This is a genomic window from Pseudomonas sp. NPDC089918 (assembly GCF_050280605.1).
Taxonomy (GTDB): Bacteria; Pseudomonadota; Gammaproteobacteria; order Pseudomonadales; family Pseudomonadaceae; genus Aquipseudomonas.
The window spans coordinates 15,794-33,655 of sequence record NZ_JBNNVP010000004.1; the positions used below are offsets into that span (position 1 = coordinate 15,794).

Sequence of the window (17,862 nt, forward strand, 5' to 3'; positions counted from 1 at the left end):
GGTTTAAGCCTGTTCCAACGAGGTTTCAACACGGGTGGCGGTGGCTGGAACTTTCCCGGCCGCTACCAGACGCTTGTGCTGCTCGGCTTCGATGCGCTCGATTACGTCGACCGGCACCATATAGCCTTGATCATCACGTGCAGCGTGGATCACGAAGTACACCACGGTGCCGACCAGGCCTGCGATGGCCAACCACCAGATGTGCCAGATCATCGCGAAACCGAACACGGTCAACAGAGCACCCATGACCACACCGGTCGCAGTGTTGTTTGGCATGTGGATCGGCTCATACCTGGCCGGAGCCTTGTACGCGGTGCCGTTTTCCTTGGCTTCGGTGAACGGGTCGATGGTTTCTGCTTTTGGCAGCACGGCAAAGTTGTAGAACGGTGGTGGCGAGGAGGTCGACCATTCCAGGGTATGGGCATTCCACGGGTCGCCGTGTTCGCACATGTTCTCTGGCTTGTTGCGATCACGCACGCTGACATACAACTGGATCAGCTGGCAGGCGATACCGACGGCGATCATCACCGCACCGAACATGGCAACGTACAGGTACGGTACCCACTCAGGGTTGGTGGTGGCGTTCAGACGACGGGTCATGCCCATGAAGCCCAGTGCATAGAGCGGCATGAACGCGACGAAGAAGCCGCTGATCCAGAACCAGAACGCTGCCTTGCCCCAGCCTTCGTGCAGCTTGAAGCCGAACGCTTTCGGGAAGTAGAAGGCGAAACCTGCGATGTAGCCGAATACCGCGCCGCCGATGATCACGTTATGGAAGTGCGCGATCACGAACAGGCTGTTGTGCAGAACAAAGTCAGCACCTGGAATGGCCAGCAGTACGCCGGTCATGCCGCCGATGGCGAACGTCACCATGAAGCCCAGGGTCCAGAGAACCTGGCTGGTGAAACGCAGACGGCCTTGATAAATGGTGAACAACCAGTTGAATAGCTTCACACCCGTCGGGATGGAAATCAGCATCGTCGCCAGACCGAAGAAGGCGTTGACGCTGGCACCCGAACCCATGGTGAAGAAGTGGTGCAACCAGACCATGAAGCCCAGGATCGAGATCGCGCCGCTGGCGTAGATCATCGAGTGGTGGCCGAACAGTTTCTTGCCGGTGAAGGTCGAGATGACTTCGGAGAAGATCCCGAACGCCGGCAGGATCAGGATGTAAACCTCGGGGTGACCCCAGGCCCAGAACAGGTTGACGTACATCATTGGATTGCCACCAAGTTCATTGGTGAAAATGTGGAAATCCATGTAACGGTCAAGTGTCAGCAGTGCCAGGGTAGCGGTCAGGATCGGGAACGAAGCCACGATCAGGACGTTGGCCCAGGTGCAGGTCCAGGTGAAGATCGGCATGTCCATCAGCTTCATGCCAGGGGTACGCATTTTCAGCACGGTGGCCAGGAAGTTGACCCCCGTCAGCGTCGTACCCAACCCGGATAGCTGAAGTGCCCAGATGTAGTAATCCATCCCCACGCCCGGACTGTATTGCAGGCCCGACAGCGGTGGATAAGCAACCCAACCGGTCTTGGCGAATTCGCCAACGCCCAGGGACAGGTTGATCAGCACCACGCCGGATACCAGCAGCCAGAAGCTCAGGGAGTTCAGGAACGGGTAGGCAACGTCACGCGCGCCGATCTGCAGCGGCACTGCAAGGTTCATCAGGCCGGTGAAGAATGGCATCGCCATGAAGATGATCATGATCACACCGTGAGCGGTGAAGATCTGGTCATAGTGTTCAGGTGGCAGGTAGCCAGGCGAACCCTCGGTGGCCATGGCCAACTGGGTACGCATCATGATGGCGTCGGCAAAACCGCGCAGCAGCATGACCATGGCGACGATGATGTACATCACGCCGATTTTCTTGTGGTCGACCGAGGTCAACCACTCGGTCCACAAATAGGTCCACTTCTTGAAGTAGGTGATTGCAGCGAACAGCGCCAGACCACCGAGCGCGATCATGGCGATGGTTATCATCACGATCGGTTCGTGGAACGGGACCGCTTCCCAACTTAATTTACCAAACATCGTTTACTCCTCTGCCCCGGCAGCTGAATGCGAGTTCATGTCCATTCCTTGCGTAGCGGCCACTTCTTTCTCTTTCTTCTCGTGCTTGACCTTCGGACCCGGTTTCATGCCTTCGTACTTGTCGACGATGATCTGGAACAGGTTCGGCGTGACCGAGGAGTAGAGCTCGACTGGGTTGTTCTGGCTTTGCTTGGCAAGGGCTGCGTATTCAGCTTGTTCAAGCTGTTTAGGTGCCTTTTTGACTTCGCTTACCCAGGCGTTGAAATCTTCCTGAGAAGTGGCGATAGCTTTGAATTTCATGCCGGTGAAACCCGCGCCGCTGTAGTTGGCGGAGATACCGTCCATTTCAGCGTTCTGGTTGGCGATCAGGTGCAGTTTGGTCTGCATGCCCGCCATCGCGTAGATCTGACCGCCCAGGGCCGGAATGAAGAACGAGTTCATCACGGCGTCCGAAGTCACCTTGAAGTTGATCGGGGTGTGCGCCGGGAACACGATCTTGTTGACCGTGGCGATGCCTTGTTCCGGGTAGATGAACAACCACTTCCAGTCCAGCGCGACCACTTCAATGGTGATTGGCTTGACGTCGGATTCCAGCGGCTTGTAAGGGTCCAGGGCGTGGGTCGACTTGTAGGTGACGTAACCCAGGGCAATGATGATCAGTACCGGAATAGTCCACACCGCGATTTCGATCTTGGTGGAGTGGGACCATTTTGGCGTGTAGACGGCGTCCTTGTTGGAGGCGCGGTATTTCCAGGCGAACAGGAAGGTCATGACGATGACCGGCACGACGACCAACAGCATCAGCAGCGTTGCGGTGATGATCAGGTTTCGCTCATCCAGGCCGACCTGGCCCTTGGGATCGAGCAAGGTCATGTTGCAGCCTCCCAGCAACAGAGTGCCGAGCAGCGGCAATAAGCCTAGTAGTCTGGGGTACCTGTTTTTACTCATCTCACGACCTCTAAAGCAGCTTGCGCAATGCAGTTGGGTTTTGATCGCCAACACTTCACCCTGCCAAGGGTTGGCATTTTTCTTGGATTGAATAAGGGCCTGCCCGTCGCGCGTCAGACGCTGTTCGACAATTGCTGGGCCTGCGGTGAGTTCTTATTCGAATTCGTGGTCAAGGGCCTTGTTACAGACCAATTCCATTTGGTGCGGATAGTCGGAAGGCACCGACACCTGGGAGTCGCATGAAGCCATCGGACCTCTCGACACCCTGGTTCTGCTCATGCACCTGAGTAAGGGTGAGCAGTGCCGGGAATTCAGTGCGGGCGATTGTAGATATGTAACGATTCATAAACCATGTCTCATCCCGAAATAATTTATATCCGATCCGACAACAATCATTAACGGCTTTTGCAAAAGTGCGCCATGGTATCGAAATTCATTCTCAACAAAAACACCAAAAATAGTAGGTCTACCACGCGAAGTTCAGACAGCTTCCAAGGCTCTGCGCTCGCCTTCGACCCGGCTCTACCCCCTATGTGACAAGGGCTTTGCCAATTTGCCAGGCCCTGTTAAAACTGCCTGTTTCGACTGACAAGCGCTGAAACCGACAGTGCCTGGAAGAGCAGGTTTTTGCTGCGAAGCGATGCCCTGAATCAGCGATTTGAAATGCCTTGCGACACTCAAGCTGTGACAACATGTCGCATACGTGTCGCACCCTTCCTTGTCGAGCATCAAGGTCTTTTTACCTGACCAGCGAATATGCAAACGCCCCGGCCTCTCAACGAGAACCGGGGCGTTTTTTTTGCTTCCTGCAATAGTACGACGTACAGCCTCAGCGCAGCGCTTTGCGGTTACGCGAAATGAGCAGCGGCACCAGCACCACGATCAGCACGAAGGCCAGCAGCGCCCACTGTGCCAGGGACAAGCCGAGGATCGGCGGGTACGGTGTAGAGCAGAAGCCATCGACCTGGAAGCCCAGCGGGAAGATCTTCGCCAGCGGCAGGCCGTCGACGATTGGCTGCAGCACATCGATGCCGCAACTGACCGCCGGGTAAAACTGGGTATAGACGTGATGCCCGGCCACCCCGGCGCCCGCAATGGCGCAGATCACCACCAACGTTTCGAACAGCGTGACGCTGCGGCGGGTGCGCGTCGCTGCGCCGATAAAGGCGAACAGCGCAATCAGCAACAACGCGTAGCGTTGCAGGATGCACAGCGGGCATGGTGCCTCGCCCAGAGCCACTTGCATGTACAGCGCGCCACCGATCAGCGCCAGGCAGATAATGCCCAGCAACACCAGATAGCGCCGCTCACGTCCCAACCGCATGGTTTCCTCGCTCATCGCGTCTCCCTTTTGTGTCCGTGGATATCGGTTGTCCGAAAGTCTACACGCAGCCCCTGCCCTTTGAGAGCCTTGAACGGGCCGCTGAAGTCGGGGGAATAAACGATAAACCGGTTAAGCACGGATTAACCTTTAAGCGATTGTTAATAATCGAAACCGCGACGCGGTCTTCGCGAAGGGTTACTTACTGCTTCCACCGATCTGCCGCCGCATGATCGCTGTCACGCCCTTCCACCCAACGCGGTCCATCACGGGTGTTTTCTTTCTTCCAGAACGGCGCGCGGGTTTTCAGATAGTCCATGACAAAGGCACAGGCATCGAACGCCGCCTGACGGTGGGCGCTGGCGGCGCCGACGAAAACGATCGGCTCGCCCGGCTCAAGCGCGCCGATGCGGTGCAACACTTCCAGCTTCAACAGCGGCCAGCGCTGCTCGGCCTCCACGGCAATCTTGCCCAAGGCTTTTTCGGTCATGCCCGGGTAGTGCTCCAGAAACATCCCGGCGACGTCGAGGCCCTCATTGAAGTCGCGCACGTAGCCGACAAAACTCACCACCGCACCGACGCCCACATTGGCCGCGTGCATGGCGTTGACTTCGGCGCCCGGGTCGAACGGCGTGGACTGCACACGAATCGCCATGGCTCAGCCCCCGGTCACGGTCGGAAAAAACGCCACTTCATCGCCATCGCTCACCGGCTCGTCGAGCTGGCAGAGGTCTTCGTTGCGGGCGCACATCAGGTTTTGCTCGCTCAGCACTTCGGCGCCGTCACGCTGGGCCAGCAGCGTGCGCACATCGTCGACCGTGGCGAAATCACCTTCGACCTTCACCGAGTCCACACCGAGCGCTTCACGGTAACGGGCGAAAAACTTCACGGTAATGTTCATGGCTGATCCGCCCGAAAATGGCCGCTCTTGCCGCCGAGTTTCTCCAGCAGCCGCACGCTCTCGATGGTCATGCCGCGATCCACGGCCTTGCACATGTCATAAATGGTCAGCGCCGCGACGCTGGCTGCGGTCAGCGCTTCCATTTCGACGCCGGTCTGCCCGGACAACTTGCAGCACGCCACGATGCGCACGGTGTCGTCGCCTTCGGCACTGAGTTCGACCTTGACGCCGGTGAGCATCAACGGGTGGCACAAAGGAATCAGATCGCTGGTTTTCTTCGCCGCCTGGATGCCGGCGATCCGCGCCACGGCGAACACGTCACCCTTGGGATGGCCGCCTGTGACAATCAACTGCAGGGTTTCGGGCAGCATGCGCACCAGCGCTTGGGCCGTCGCTTCACGGAACGTCACGTTTTTTTCAGTGACGTCGACCATATGGGCGCGACCTTGGGAATCGAGATGAGTCAGCACAGGGATACTCCTGATCAGGAGCATCGATTGTAAACCTGTGGGTCAAATTTCCGCACGTTTGATTATCGGATCACCACGCTCCCACATTTGATTTGTGTCGGATACAAAAAACCGGGCGACTTTGGGCCGCCCGGTTCTGGTGAGGGTTACAGATGCGATTCGGCGTATTCGGCCAGAATCGAGCGTGGCACCCCTTGCAGGGTGATGTGTACACCGTTGGGGAAATCCTTGAAGCGTTCGGTCAAGTACGTCAGCCCGGAGCTGGTCGCGGACAGGTAAGGGGTATCGATCTGCGCCAGGTTGCCCAGGCACACCACTTTGGAACCGGCGCCAGCACGGGTGATGATGGTTTTCATCTGGTGCGGCGTGAGGTTCTGGCATTCATCGATCAGGATCAGACTCTGCTGAAAGCTGCGGCCTCGGATGTAGTTGAGGGATTTGAACTGCAACGGCACTTTGCTGAGGATGTAGTCGACGCTGCCATGGGTGTTTTCGTCATCCATGTGCAAGGCTTCGAGGTTATCGGTGATGGCGCCCAGCCAAGGCTCCATTTTTTCCGCTTCGGTGCCAGGCAGGAAGCCGATTTCCTGGTCCAGCCCCTGCACGCTGCGGGTGGCGATGATGCGCCGGTAGCGCTTGCTGACCATGGTCTGCTCGATGGCCGCCGCCAGGGCCAGGATGGTTTTACCCGAACCGGCCGCGCCGGACAGGTTGACCAGGTGAATGTCCGGATCAAGCAAGGCGTACAGCGCCAGGCTCTGATAGATATCACGCGGTTTCAGGCCCCAGGCTTCCTGGTGCAACAGAGGTTCCTGATGCAGGTCGAGGATCAGCAACTTGTCGACCTGGATTTCCTTGATCCAGCCAACAAAGCCCTGTTCGTCGATGATGAACTCGTTGACGTGTACCGCAGGCAGGTTGTCGATCAGCTGCACCTGGTGCCAGGTGCGACCATGATCCTGCCGGGTTTCTACTTTGCTCACCCGATCCCAGAACGAACCGGTCATGTTGTGATAACCGTTGGGCAGCAACGAAACGTCGTCGACCAGTTGGTCGGTGCTGTAGTCCTCGGCCGCAATCCCGCAAGCCCGGGCCTTGAGGCGCATGTTGATGTCTTTTGTGACCAGCACCACGGGCAGTTTTGCATCCCGCGCGCGCAGGTCGATCAACTGGTTGATGATGATGTTGTCGTTCAGATGCTCGGGCAGAATGATGTTCGGCTCAGTGCGCTTGCTCATCAGAATTGACAGCAAACCCTTGGGCCCACTCTTGCCGCGCTGGATCGGTACGCCGAGTTCAACGTCTTCGGGGCTGGCATCGCCCAAAGTCTTGTCGATCAGGCGAATCGCCTGGCGGCATTCCGCGGCAACGCTGTGATGCCCGCTCTTGAGCTTGTCCAGCTCTTCAAGCACGGTCATCGGGATGGCGACGTGGTGTTCTTCGAAATTAAGCAGGGCGTTTGGATCGTGAATCAATACGTTGGTATCGAGTACATAAAGGATTGGCTGGTTGGAAGAAGGGCTACGTCCGTGATCATCCATACTCGGTCACCTTTGTGGGAGCCAGTCGACGCAATACCATGACAGTGCTGCGCCTCGAAGTGGCCGCCGAATTCACCTGCGAGGAGTCAAGTGAACTGCACACAAACTGGGGTCTTGGGAGACGCCACCTGTGTTGCAGGTTTCGGCGGTCTGTCTTCGTAATACTCCAAAACATGTGACAGAAAAAAGCACTTTGACGTTTTTTTGAAGTTTATTTTTCAGAGTGACGAATAGCCCTTGGCGTGCAGGCAATGTGCCGTTAAAGTCGGAAGTCCGCCTGCACCGATTTCTCTGCAAAAATCGCCCTTCACCCAATGTTTACGGCCTTTTGCCGTTTTCAGCGAAACGCGTCCTGACAGTCTGCCCAACCGATCCCGCTTGGCGCCGTTTGCGTAATGAGCCAAGGCATCGCCGTTTTCAGCGCATCCTGCTTCACATTGAAATTGATCACCCCATGCCGCCATAGCAGCATCAAGGTCAATACCCGTTGTGCGCTCTGGCTGCCCTTGAGCTTGCCGGCGCCGTCCTGGGCATCGATGTCCCACAATGCCACCTGCAAGCCCTGAGATTTGAAGAAGCCCTCGGCATCGGATCGACGCTGCCCCTCGGGCGGGCGAAACAGCGGCACGTAATTCTCCGGCAACTTGCCTTTGACCAGCTCGACGCTGCGTCGCACCGAGTCCTGCCAGTCTTGCCAGTGGCTGTGGGAGCGAAACTCCCAGCCTTGCACGCCAACGCATTGCTGCGAATAAGTCCCTTGCAGGCTGGCCACCGAGTGATCGGCCAGGCGGGCCTGGATGTCCTTGCCGAGGACGAAGAACGTAGCGTTCATGTTGGATTTGCGCAGGTACTCGGTGACCCAGGCGGTGTTATCTGGCGCGGCGTTGGCGGCGCTGTCGAAGGTCAGCAGGAACAGCCGGTCATTCATGGCATCGCCGTTGCGCTCATAGTCGCCAAAACGATCGACTTCGCTGCTGGTCTGCGGGAACAGCGCAGCCTTGCGCAGCTGCTCGTCCAGGTATTGGGCGTGGAACAACCGGCTCGGCTCGGCCCATTTGATGTAATAGCTGTCATCGCTCACCTGAAACTTGGCCGCTTGCTCGCGCAGGGTGGCCATGTCCTCGACCAGGAAACAGAAGGAGGCATCCTGATCGCAACTCTGCTGGGCGAAGTTGTAGTTGGTCAGCAAACGCTGCCACAGGCGTTGGCGCAGTTGGTTGACCGACTCCAGATTGAGGGTGCGCAGGCCCAGGCGTTGAGCCAGGCTCGCTTCATCCAGCGATTCACTGGCCAGCAGAACCCGGGCAAACATGAGGATTTCGGCCCGCGAGGCGACGTCAAACAGCGTCGGGCTGCTGAGCTGCTCAGGCCAGGTGCTGCGATCCAGCGTCGCCACATCGCCCGGCGCCGCCAGGGCGCCGAAACTCAATAGCCAGGCCGAGAATAGAAAAACGATACGCAATGGGATGTCTCCATAACAAAACCCGCGCGGCACTATAGCTGATCGCGTTCACATTCCCGCAGCAGCACTGATCTCATTGTGGCGAGGGAGCTTGCTCCCGTTGGGCTGCGAAGCAGCCCTCAACCCAACACATGCATTCCTTCAGAAAAAACACATGCGCCTGTATTGCGACCGCTTCGCGCTCGAGCGGGAGCAAGCTCCCTCGCCACAGGATCTCTCTGTCACAAAACCTGGTTACACCACCGATCACCTATGACACCCATAGCTGGAGTCAACAAGGACAACCCCCTAGAATCGCCCCCACGATTAAAGGAGACGACTTCATGCTGATGGTGATTTCCCCCGCCAAGACCCTCGATTACGAAACACCGCCGGCGACCCAGCGCTTCACTCAGCCGCAATACCTCGACCATTCCCAGGAGCTGATCCTGCAACTGCGCGACCTGACGCCAGCGCAGATCAGCGAATTGATGCACGTCTCCGACAAGATCGGCGGTCTCAATGCCGCGCGTTTCGGTAGCTGGACCCCGGCCTTTACCCCTGCCAACGCCAAGCAGGCGTTGCTGGCATTCAAGGGCGATGTGTACACCGGCCTGAATGCACAAACTTTCAGCGAAGCCGATTTCGATTACGCCCAGCAGCACTTGCGCATGCTCTCCGGCCTGTATGGCCTGTTGCGCCCCTTGGATCTGATGCAGCCCTATCGGCTGGAGATGGGCACCAAGCTGACCAATGCCCGTGGCAAGGACTTGTACGCCTTCTGGGGTACGCGGATCAGCGAATGGCTGAACGAAGCCTTGGCCGATCAAGGCGATGACGTGCTGCTGAACCTGGCCTCCAACGAGTACTTCTCGGCGGTCAAACGCAGTGCTTTGAACGCGCGCATCATCAATACCGAGTTCAAGGATCTGAAGAACGGCCAGTACAAAATCATCAGCTTCTACGCGAAAAAGGCCCGCGGGATGATGAGTCGCTTCGTCATCGAAGAACGCATCAATGACCCGGTCGCCCTCAAGCAGTTCGACGTTCAGGGTTATCGCTACAGCGCCGAACAGTCTAAACCGGACAATCTGGTGTTCCTGCGAGATCACGCACCGGAGTAATAGAGCCTGCACTAAGTCAGCGCACGACACCCGTTACTTCGTCGTGCGCGCCCCCCTTTGATCGTCGAACAATCCCTTCCTTTTCGCCGCTTTATTGGCGCCAATATTCAAGCACTTCATTTTCTAACTTTAGTTTCACTCGACATTGATCATTTTTTTCAGTAGTGGCACTGAAAATTTTTACTCGTAGTGGCAAAAACATATCCAGAACGACAATCGCCCCATATATAAAGGGCCAAAGGGCAAGTGCTATCAATATGAAAGCAGTGCCATCTTTTTCAATATTTCAAGAAATTTCAGAATTCGCGATGGGCGGACAGGAACTATGTCCAAATGCGCCGCTCATACCACCGGTAACGATTCTCTCGGTGATTGTGCGAGATAACTTACACAGACAAGAGATCGATATAGCGAAGTTGTCACACTTACTTGGGCTTACTGATCACTTATTTGGGCAACACACGAAGGACAGGAGATAACGCACCATTACTATCCCCTACAAGGCCACGGCTGCGCCCCTATAAACGTGCTCACCTGAGCACCCAACCGCTTGATTTACGGGCTTTCGGGCCTGGCATTGAGCGCGCAAGACCTTTGCACGGAAGTCTTCAGAAAAGAGGATCGGCTGCATAACAGGGCACGTCATAACAATAAGACCTGGCTGCGCACATCTTGAGTGCACTTATTTAGACACTCGGAACTTAGTATGCCTGCACACGGCATTGTGGCGCCTTTAAGTCGCACTTGCGAGTGCTCTATGACCGCTGAACACCATTAAATCCGGCCATGTAATGGCTTGATGAACACAGGTTTGATTAACTGAGAGGTAATTGCGATGCGCATCAGCATATTTGGTTTGGGTTACGTCGGCGCAGTATGTGCCGGTTGCCTGTCTGCACGGGGCCATGACGTCGTTGGCGTCGATGTTGCCAAAGACAAAATCGATATGATCAACGCCGGCAAATCGCCGATCGTTGAACCGGGTTTGGGCGAACTTCTGCAGAAGGGCATCGAGACGGGCAAATTGCGCGGCACGACCAACTTCGCCGAGGCGATTCGCGACACCGACCTGTCGATGATCTGCGTCGGCACGCCGAGCAAGAAAAACGGTGACCTGGAACTGAACTACATCGAAGCCGTGTGCCGCGAGATCGGTTTTGTCCTGCGTGACAAGACCACCCGCCACACCATCGTGGTTCGCAGCACCGTCCTGCCGGGCACCGTGGCAAACGTGGTGATCCCGATCCTCGAAGACTGCTCCGGCAAAAAAGCCGGCGTCGATTTCGGCGTGGCGGTCAACCCTGAGTTCCTGCGTGAAAGCACCGCGATCGCCGATTACGATCTGCCGCCAATGACCGTTATCGGCGAGTTCGACAAGGCTTCGGGTGACGTTCTGCAATCGCTGTAAGAAGAACTCGACGCACCGATCATCCGCAAGGACATCGCCGTTGCCGAGATGATCAAGTACACCTGCAACGTGTGGCACGCCACCAAGGTGACCTTCGCCAACGAGATCGGCAACATCGCCAAGGCCGTCGGTGTTGACGGTCGCGAAGTGATGGAAGTGGTCTGCCAGGACAAGACACTGAACCTGTCCCAGTACTACATGCGCCCTGGTTTCGCGTTCGGTGGCTCCTGCCTGCCTAAAGACGTCCGCGCCCTGACCTACCGCGCCGGTTCCCTGGACGTGGAAGCACCACTGCTCAACTCGCTGATGCGCAGTAACGAGTCCCAGGTGCAGAACGCGTTCGACATCGTCTCCAGCCACGACAAGCGCAAAGTCGCCCTCCTGGGTCTGAGCTTCAAGGCCGGCACCGACGACCTGCGCGAAAGTCCGCTGGTTGATCTGGCGGAAATGCTGATCGGCAAGGGCTACGACCTGAGCATCTACGACAGCAACGTCGAATACGCCCGTGTCCACGGTGCGAACAAGGATTACATCGAGTCGAAGATCCCTCACGTCTCGTCCTTGCTCAACGCCGACTTCGACGACGTGATCGCAAACTCCGACGTGATCATCCTCGGCAACCGTGACGAGAAATTCCGCGCCCTGGCGCTGGAAGCTCCACACGGCAAGCAAGTGGTCGACCTGGTTGGCTTCATGTCTCAAGCCACCAGCGTCAGCAAGCGCACCGAAGGTATCTGCTGGTAACACGCCTGTAGGAGCTGCGTAGGAGCTGTCGAGTGAAACGAGGCTGCGATCTTTCCAGATCCACTTGAATGCCAAGCGAAGATCAAAAGATCGCAGGCTTCGCCAGCTCCTACAGGGATTCTGGCGTTATCCAAACCCGGTGGCGCCAGTTTTCACAAGCCTGCCTTAACCCCATCGGGCCACCCCACAGGCTCGCCCGAGATCGAGACGGATGCAGATTATGCACAGGCTAAAGCACGGCCTACTTCAGGCCGCCGGTTGGCTGTTTTACCTAAGTTTACTGATGGGCATCGCCATGGCGCTGCCTACGTCCACGTTCGACTCCGAGTCGAAGGACTTTATCTTCCTGATCGGTATCGTCGGTATCTGGCGCTACTCGATGGGTGCCACGCACTTTCTGCGCGGCATGCTGTTTCTGTACGTGGTCTACCCGCACCTGCGGCGCAAAGTGCGCAAGCTGGGCAAAGAGGCAGACCCGTCCCATGTATTTCTGATGGTCACCAGCTTCCGTATCGACGCGCTGACCACCGCTCAGGTCTACAGCTCGGTAATCCGCGAGGCCATCGACTGCGGCCTGCCGACCACCGTGGTGTGCTCCATCGTCGAAATGTCCGATGAGCTGCTGGTCAAGAGCCTCTGGAAACGCATGAACCCACCGCCACGGGTCAAGCTCGACTTCGTGCGCATTCCCGGCACCGGTAAACGCGATGGCCTGGCCTACGGTTTCCGCGCCATCTCGCGCCACCTGCCGGACGACCGCGCCGTGGTTGCCGTGATCGATGGCGACACCGTGCTGGCTGAAGGCGTCGTGCTCAAGACCGTGCCGTGGTTCCAGCTGTTCGGCAATGTCGGCGGCCTGACCACCAACGAGTTCTGTGAAGTGCGCGGCGGCTACATCATGAGCGAATGGCACAAACTGCGATTCGCCCAGCGCCACATCAACATGTGCTCCATGGCCCTGTCCAAGCGCGTGTTGACCATGACCGGCCGGATGTCGGTATTCCGCGCCACCGTGGTCACCAACCCGGACTTCATCGCCGATGTGGAAAGCGACTCGCTGCAACACTGGCGCCTGGGCCGCTTCAAGTTCCTCACCGGTGACGACAAGTCGAGCTGGTTCAGCTTGATGCGTCTGGGCTACGACACGTTTTACGTGCCGGATGCCGCGATCCATACCGTGGAACACCCGCCGGAAAAGAGCTTCATCAAGGCCAGTCGCAAACTGATGTTCCGCTGGTACGGCAACAACCTGCGGCAGAACTCCCGCGCCCTGGGCCTGGGGATGAAACGCCTCGGCCTGTTCACGTCGGTGGTGCTGTTCGATCAGCGTGTATCGATGTGGACGTCCTTGCTGGGCCTGACCGTGGCCATCCTCGCCACCTTCAAGTACGGCAGCGCGTTCATCCTGGTTTACCTGCTGTGGATCGGCATCACCCGCCTGATCCTGACCGTGCTGCTGTCCTGCTCCGGTCACCGGATCGGCCCGGCTTACCCGGCGATTCTCTATTACAACCAGATCGTCGGCGCGCTGGTGAAAATCTACGTGTTCTTCCGCCTCGACCGACAGTCCTGGAGTCGCCAGCCCACTTCCCTGACCCGTGATCTCGCCAGCTTTCAAGGTTGGTTCAACACTTGGTCGTCTCGGACCATGACCTTCTCCGCCGGCAGCATTTTTGTCGCCGTGCTGCTGCTGATGGTCTGACCGAACTCGCCTGAATTAACTAGGAAATCGCCCATATGAATACCGCCGTCAACTCCAACGTAGTGCACGAATCCGAAGCCCAGCGCCAACACGCTCGCGTGAAAATCCCGGCCAAGCTGCGTTTCTTCGGCCCTGACCGGACTCCGGTTGAAGCCCGGCTCATCGACCTTTCCGCTGGCGGCCTGGCGTTCAACGCCGGTCAGCTGCCGCTGAAAGTCGGCGATGTGCACAAGGCTCGCCTGCAATTCGTGATCGATAACCTCGGTTTGGCCATGGACGTGGAATTGCAAATCCGCTCCGTGGATCGCCAGACCGGTCGCACCGGTTGCCAGTTCCAGAACCTGGAACCTCGTGACATTTCCACCCTGCGCCACCTGATCACCTCGCACCTGGCCGGCGACATCGTCAGCGTGGGTGAAATGCTGGCGACCCTGCAGCGCGACAACTTCACCAAGGCGCGCAAGGACAAGGATGGCGGCCACGGCATGACCCCGCTGGGCCGTCTGAAAGCGGTGACCTTCAGCGCCGGTATCTTCGTGGTCGGCCTGGTGGCGTTCGGTTTCATTTTCAAATCGGTGTACGGCATGTACTTCGTCAGCCACGCCCAGGCCGGTCTGGTCAGCGTGCAGGGGATGAACATCACCATGCCGCGCGACGGCACCGTGCAGAGCCTGATCAAGGCTGACGGCGTTGCCGCCAAAGGCGCCCCGCTGGCGACCTTCAGCACCAGCATGCTCGACGTACTCAAGGGCCATCTGGACGAAGGTCAACTGCAACCATCCAAGGTTGAAGAACTGTTCGGCAAGCAAATGACCGGAACCCTGACGTCGCCGTGCGATTGCACCGTGTCTCAGCAACTGGTGGCTAACGGTCAGTACGCCAGCAAAGGCGACGTGATCTTCCAACTGGTGCCGCGTAACACCGAAGCCAACGTTGAAGCGCGCTTCTCCTATCGCCAGTTCGGCGACGTGCGTCCTGGCACCACCGTCAGCTTCCAGATCGCCGGCGAAGACCAAACCCGTACCGGCAAGATCGTCAGCAGCACCAGCCTGAAAAGCGCCGACCTGTCATCCGACATCCGCGTGCAGATCAAACCAGACGAGCCGCTGGACAGCGCCTTCGCCGGTCGCCCGGTTGAAGTGAACAGCACCCGTGGCCCGAACCTGAGCTGGCTGATCAACAAAGCCATGGCCGCCGGTCTTTAAACAGAGGACATGCCCGTGACCATCACAAAAATCCTGAACACACCGCACACCTTGTGGGAGCGGGCTTGCTCGCGAAGGGATCAACACGGTCTGCCTGATGCTCCGCAGCGCCTGCTTCGCGAGCAAGCCCGCTCCCACAAGGGTGCATTCTGTGCACTGGCGTTAGCGGTGAGCCTTAGCGGCTGCGCCGGCCTGCCCGACCAGCGTCTGGCCAATGAAGCCCTCAAGCGCGGCGACACCGCGCTGGCGGCGCAGAACTACCAGCAGCTGGCAGACCTGGGTTACAGCGAAGCTCAGGTCGGTCTGGCCGATCTGCAAGTCGACAGCCGCGACCCGGCACAAATCAAAAAGGCCGAGGCGACTTACCGCGCCGCGGCCAGCGTCTCGCCGCGGGCTCAGGCTCGCCTGGGTCGTCTGCTGGTGGCCAAACCCGGTGCCACCGAAGCCGAACATCACGAAGCCGAAGCGTTGTTGAAGAAAGCCTCGGCCAATGGCGAAGGCAACACCCTGATCCCGCTGGCGATGCTGTACCTGCAATACCCGCACAGTTTCCCGAACGTCAACGCACAGCAGCAGATCAGCCAATGGCGCGCCGAAGGCAAACCGGAAGCCGGTCTGGCGCAAGTGCTGCTCTATCGCACCCAGGGCACTTACGATCAACACCTGGATGACGTGGAAAAAATCTGCAAAGCCGCGTTGAACACCACCGACATCTGCTACGTCGAACTGGCCACGGTCTATCAGAAACGCGGCCAGCCAGAGCAACAGGCTGAACTGATCAAGCAGATGCAGGCGGGTCAAAGCCGTGGCGTCGTCACTGCGCAACGTGTGGACAGCGTGGCTCGCGTACTGGGCGATGCGAGCCTGGGCAAGACCGACGAGAAAACCGCTCAGTCGCTGCTCGAAGGCATCGCACCAGGCTATCCGGCGTCCTGGGTCAGCCTGGCGCAATTGCTCTACGACTTCCCGGAACTGGGTGATGTCGACACCATGATGAAGTACCTGGACAACGGCCGCGCCGCCGACCAGCCGCGTGCCGAACTGTTGCTGGGCAAGCTCTACTTCGAAGGAAAAATGGTGCCGGCCGACGCCAAGGTCGCCGAAGAGCACTTCAAGAAAGCCGTCGGCCGGGAAGTCGCCGCCGATTACTACCTCGGCCAGATTTACCGTCGTGGTTACCTGGGCAAGGTCTATCCGCAAAAAGCCCTGGATCACCTGCTGACCGCTGCGCGTAACGGCCAGAACAGCGCCGATTTCGCCATTGCCCAACTGTTCTCCCAAGGCAAGGGCACCCGACCCGACCCGGTCAACGCTTATGTCTTCAGCCAGTTGGCGAAGGCTCAAAACACCCCACAAGCCAATGAGCTTGCGCAAACCATCGAAGCGCAACTGCCGCCTGACCGGCTGGCCGAGGCCCAACGCCTGTTGAAACAAGAACAGGCCATTCGTAGTGCCGTGAGTCCGGACACGCTGGAACTGCACGCCCTGCAAGAAGAAGACGGCGAGGAATCCCTATGAAGCTCAATCCATTCGTGAAGGCCGGTATTGGCCTTACATTCGCCCTGCTGTGGTCGTGCCCGACCCTGGCGGCCCTGACCGAAGACAAGAATTTCGGCCTCGAAGTCAAAGTTACCGGCCAGTCCGAAGACGACCGTGACCTGGGCACTGCCAGTGGCGGCGACGTTAACGGCGTTGGCCTCGATCTGCGTCCATGGGTGTACGGCGAAAGCGGCGCGTGGAGCGCCTACGCCATGGGCCAGGCCGTGACGTCCACCGACATCATCGAAACGGACACCCTGCAACAGTCCGACAGCGACGGTACCCAGACCACCGACAACGGTGATCGCAAAACCAAGAAGAACTACCTGGCGATGCGCGAGTTCTGGGTCGGTTACAGCGGCCTCACGCCCTACCCTGGCGAGATCCTCAAGCTCGGTCGCCAACGCCTGCGCAACGACGACGGGCAATGGCGCGACACCAACATCGAAGCCCTGAACTGGACCTTCGACACCACCCTGTTGCGCGCCAACGTCGGTGTCGCCGAACGCTTCAGCGAATACCGCACCGACTTGAAAGAGCTGGCCCCCAAGGACAAGGATCGCCTGCACGTTTTCGGCGACGTTGCCACTCAATGGTCGCCGGGTAACTGGGTCGGCATTCGCGGTCATCACACCCACGATGACGGCAAGCTCGACTACCCGGAGCCGGGCGTGGCCGGCGATTCGCTGGATAAAAAACAGAATGGCGACATCAGCTGGCTCGGCCTTACCGCCGATAGCGATGCCTACAACTGGCGCAACACCAACACCGTCAATTACTGGGGCAGCATCACCGGCATGAGCGGTGACACCGACACGGTCAACCCGCTGAACGCCGATGGCACGCGTCCGACCGAAGCCAAACGTGGTGAAGACCTCAATGGCTGGGCCACCGATATTGGTCTGCGTCTGCGCCTCGATCCGCAGTGGCAAGTCGGTGCGGCCTATGCCCGTGCCAGCGCCGAGTACGAACAGACCGGTCTGGAAAGCAATCGCTCGAACTACACCGGTACACGTTCGCGGGTTCACCGTTTCGGCGAAGCCTTCCGTGGCGAAATGAACAACATGCAGACCGCTACCCTGTTCGGCTCGTGGATGCTCAACGACGAATACGACGCCAGTCTGATCTACCACAAGTTCTGGCGCGTCGACGGCAACAAGCCGGTGGGCAGCAACGGCATCAACGCCGTCGAAAACAACACCGACGACGTGACCGGCGCAATCCTCTCCAGCACCTCTCTGCCGCTGGAAGATGGCAACAAAGACCTCGGTCAGGAAATGGACCTGGTGGTCACCAAGTACTTCAAGCAAGGCCTGTTGCCGGCGGCGTTGAGCCAGTCGATCGATGAGCCTTCGGCACTGGTACGGTTCCGTGGCGGTGTGTTCAAGCCCGGCGATGCGTATGGCAAAGAAGTCGACTCGTACATGCACCGCGCGTTTGTCGACGTGGTCTGGCGCTTCTGATGCAAACCGCGAAGGGAGTGC

At 58.3% G+C, this 17,862-nt stretch carries 13 protein-coding genes and 1 pseudogene; 6 read left to right on the forward strand and 8 right to left on the reverse strand.

Annotated features, from left to right (window positions below; translation table 11 throughout):
* Positions 1-3: 3 nt before the first annotated feature.
* The 8 genes from cyoB to ACQKPC_RS04255 all read right to left on the reverse strand — a co-directional run bounded on the left by cyoB (position 4) and on the right by ACQKPC_RS04255 (position 8,677).
* Entirely contained in the window at positions 4-2,034 is a 2,031-nt protein-coding gene (cyoB, locus tag ACQKPC_RS04220) for a cytochrome o ubiquinol oxidase subunit I (RefSeq protein ID WP_427623232.1), read from the reverse strand.
* 3 nt (positions 2,035-2,037) lie between these two features.
* Positions 2,038-2,982, reverse strand: coding sequence for a ubiquinol oxidase subunit II (cyoA, locus tag ACQKPC_RS04225; protein ID WP_427623233.1), 945 nt, complete (start codon positions 2,980-2,982; stop codon positions 2,038-2,040).
* Between the two features lie 829 nt (positions 2,983-3,811).
* Positions 3,812-4,321 carry a disulfide bond formation protein B gene (locus tag ACQKPC_RS04230; protein ID WP_032830273.1) on the reverse strand — a complete coding sequence of 170 codons (510 nt, stop codon included), beginning with the start codon at positions 4,319-4,321 and terminating at the stop codon, positions 3,812-3,814.
* A 184-nt stretch (positions 4,322-4,505) separates the two neighbouring features.
* Positions 4,506-4,958: a molybdopterin synthase catalytic subunit MoaE gene (gene moaE, locus ACQKPC_RS04235; protein WP_427623234.1), complete on the reverse strand. Its 453-nt coding sequence runs from the start codon at positions 4,956-4,958 to the stop codon at positions 4,506-4,508.
* A gap of 3 nt (positions 4,959-4,961) precedes the next feature.
* Positions 4,962-5,204, reverse strand: coding sequence for a molybdopterin converting factor subunit 1 (moaD, locus tag ACQKPC_RS04240; protein WP_218398743.1), 243 nt, complete (start codon positions 5,202-5,204; stop codon positions 4,962-4,964).
* On the reverse strand, positions 5,201-5,674 hold the full coding sequence (gene moaC, locus ACQKPC_RS04245) for a cyclic pyranopterin monophosphate synthase MoaC (protein WP_218398742.1): 474 nt from the start codon (positions 5,672-5,674) through the stop codon (positions 5,201-5,203). Before moaC ends, moaD begins: the two co-directional genes overlap by 4 nt.
* A gap of 146 nt (positions 5,675-5,820) precedes the next feature.
* Positions 5,821-7,215, reverse strand: coding sequence for a PhoH family protein (locus ACQKPC_RS04250; protein WP_007896403.1), 1,395 nt, complete (start codon positions 7,213-7,215; stop codon positions 5,821-5,823).
* Between the two features lie 337 nt (positions 7,216-7,552).
* Complete coding sequence (locus ACQKPC_RS04255; RefSeq protein WP_427623235.1) at positions 7,553-8,677, reverse strand: polysaccharide deacetylase family protein; 1,125 nt, start codon at positions 8,675-8,677, stop codon at positions 7,553-7,555.
* Between the two features lie 323 nt (positions 8,678-9,000).
* Here ACQKPC_RS04255 and yaaA point away from each other — a divergent pair, with 323 nt between their 5' ends.
* From yaaA to ACQKPC_RS04285, 6 genes and pseudogenes are all read left to right on the forward strand, one after another.
* Positions 9,001-9,780, forward strand: a complete 780-nt coding sequence (gene yaaA, locus ACQKPC_RS04260) for a peroxide stress protein YaaA (RefSeq protein ID WP_427623236.1) — start codon at positions 9,001-9,003, stop codon at positions 9,778-9,780.
* Positions 9,781-10,615: 835 nt separating this feature from the next.
* A pseudogene (locus ACQKPC_RS04265) lies at positions 10,616-11,932 on the forward strand (nucleotide sugar dehydrogenase).
* Between the two features lie 220 nt (positions 11,933-12,152).
* Positions 12,153-13,634 (forward strand): mannuronan synthase, encoded by a 1,482-nt coding sequence (gene alg8 / locus ACQKPC_RS04270; protein ID WP_427623238.1) that lies wholly within the window; start codon positions 12,153-12,155, stop codon positions 13,632-13,634.
* 35 nt (positions 13,635-13,669) lie between these two features.
* A complete protein-coding gene (locus ACQKPC_RS04275) occupies positions 13,670-14,839 on the forward strand; it encodes a PilZ domain-containing protein (RefSeq protein WP_427623239.1) in 1,170 nt (389 codons plus the stop codon).
* Between the two features lie 9 nt (positions 14,840-14,848).
* Positions 14,849-16,357: an alginate biosynthesis TPR repeat lipoprotein AlgK gene (algK, locus tag ACQKPC_RS04280; RefSeq protein WP_427623241.1), complete on the forward strand. Its 1,509-nt coding sequence runs from the start codon at positions 14,849-14,851 to the stop codon at positions 16,355-16,357.
* A complete protein-coding gene (locus ACQKPC_RS04285) occupies positions 16,354-17,841 on the forward strand; it encodes an alginate export family protein (protein ID WP_052966654.1) in 1,488 nt (495 codons plus the stop codon). Before algK ends, ACQKPC_RS04285 begins: the two co-directional genes overlap by 4 nt.
* Positions 17,842-17,862 lie beyond the last annotated feature (21 nt).

What these genes read in the sequence shown, in the direction of transcription:
- cyoB (WP_427623232.1), bottom strand. Translation starts at nt 2,034, where the DNA reads ATGTTTGGTAAATTAAGTTGGGAAGCGGTCCCGTTCCACGAACCGATC.
- cyoA (WP_427623233.1), bottom strand. Translation starts at nt 2,982, where the DNA reads ATGAGTAAAAACAGGTACCCCAGACTACTAGGCTTATTGCCGCTGCTC.
- ACQKPC_RS04230 (WP_032830273.1), bottom strand. Translation starts at nt 4,321, where the DNA reads ATGAGCGAGGAAACCATGCGGTTGGGACGTGAGCGGCGCTATCTGGTG.
- moaE (WP_427623234.1), bottom strand. Translation starts at nt 4,958, where the DNA reads ATGGCGATTCGTGTGCAGTCCACGCCGTTCGACCCGGGCGCCGAAGTC.
- moaD (WP_218398743.1), bottom strand. Translation starts at nt 5,204, where the DNA reads ATGAACATTACCGTGAAGTTTTTCGCCCGTTACCGTGAAGCGCTCGGT.
- ACQKPC_RS04250 (WP_007896403.1), bottom strand. Translation starts at nt 7,215, where the DNA reads ATGGATGATCACGGACGTAGCCCTTCTTCCAACCAGCCAATCCTTTAT.
- yaaA (WP_427623236.1), top strand. Translation starts at nt 9,001, where the DNA reads ATGCTGATGGTGATTTCCCCCGCCAAGACCCTCGATTACGAAACACCG.
- alg8 (WP_427623238.1), top strand. Translation starts at nt 12,153, where the DNA reads ATGCACAGGCTAAAGCACGGCCTACTTCAGGCCGCCGGTTGGCTGTTT.
- ACQKPC_RS04275 (WP_427623239.1), top strand. Translation starts at nt 13,670, where the DNA reads ATGAATACCGCCGTCAACTCCAACGTAGTGCACGAATCCGAAGCCCAG.
- algK (WP_427623241.1), top strand. Translation starts at nt 14,849, where the DNA reads ATGCCCGTGACCATCACAAAAATCCTGAACACACCGCACACCTTGTGG.
- ACQKPC_RS04285 (WP_052966654.1), top strand. Translation starts at nt 16,354, where the DNA reads ATGAAGCTCAATCCATTCGTGAAGGCCGGTATTGGCCTTACATTCGCC.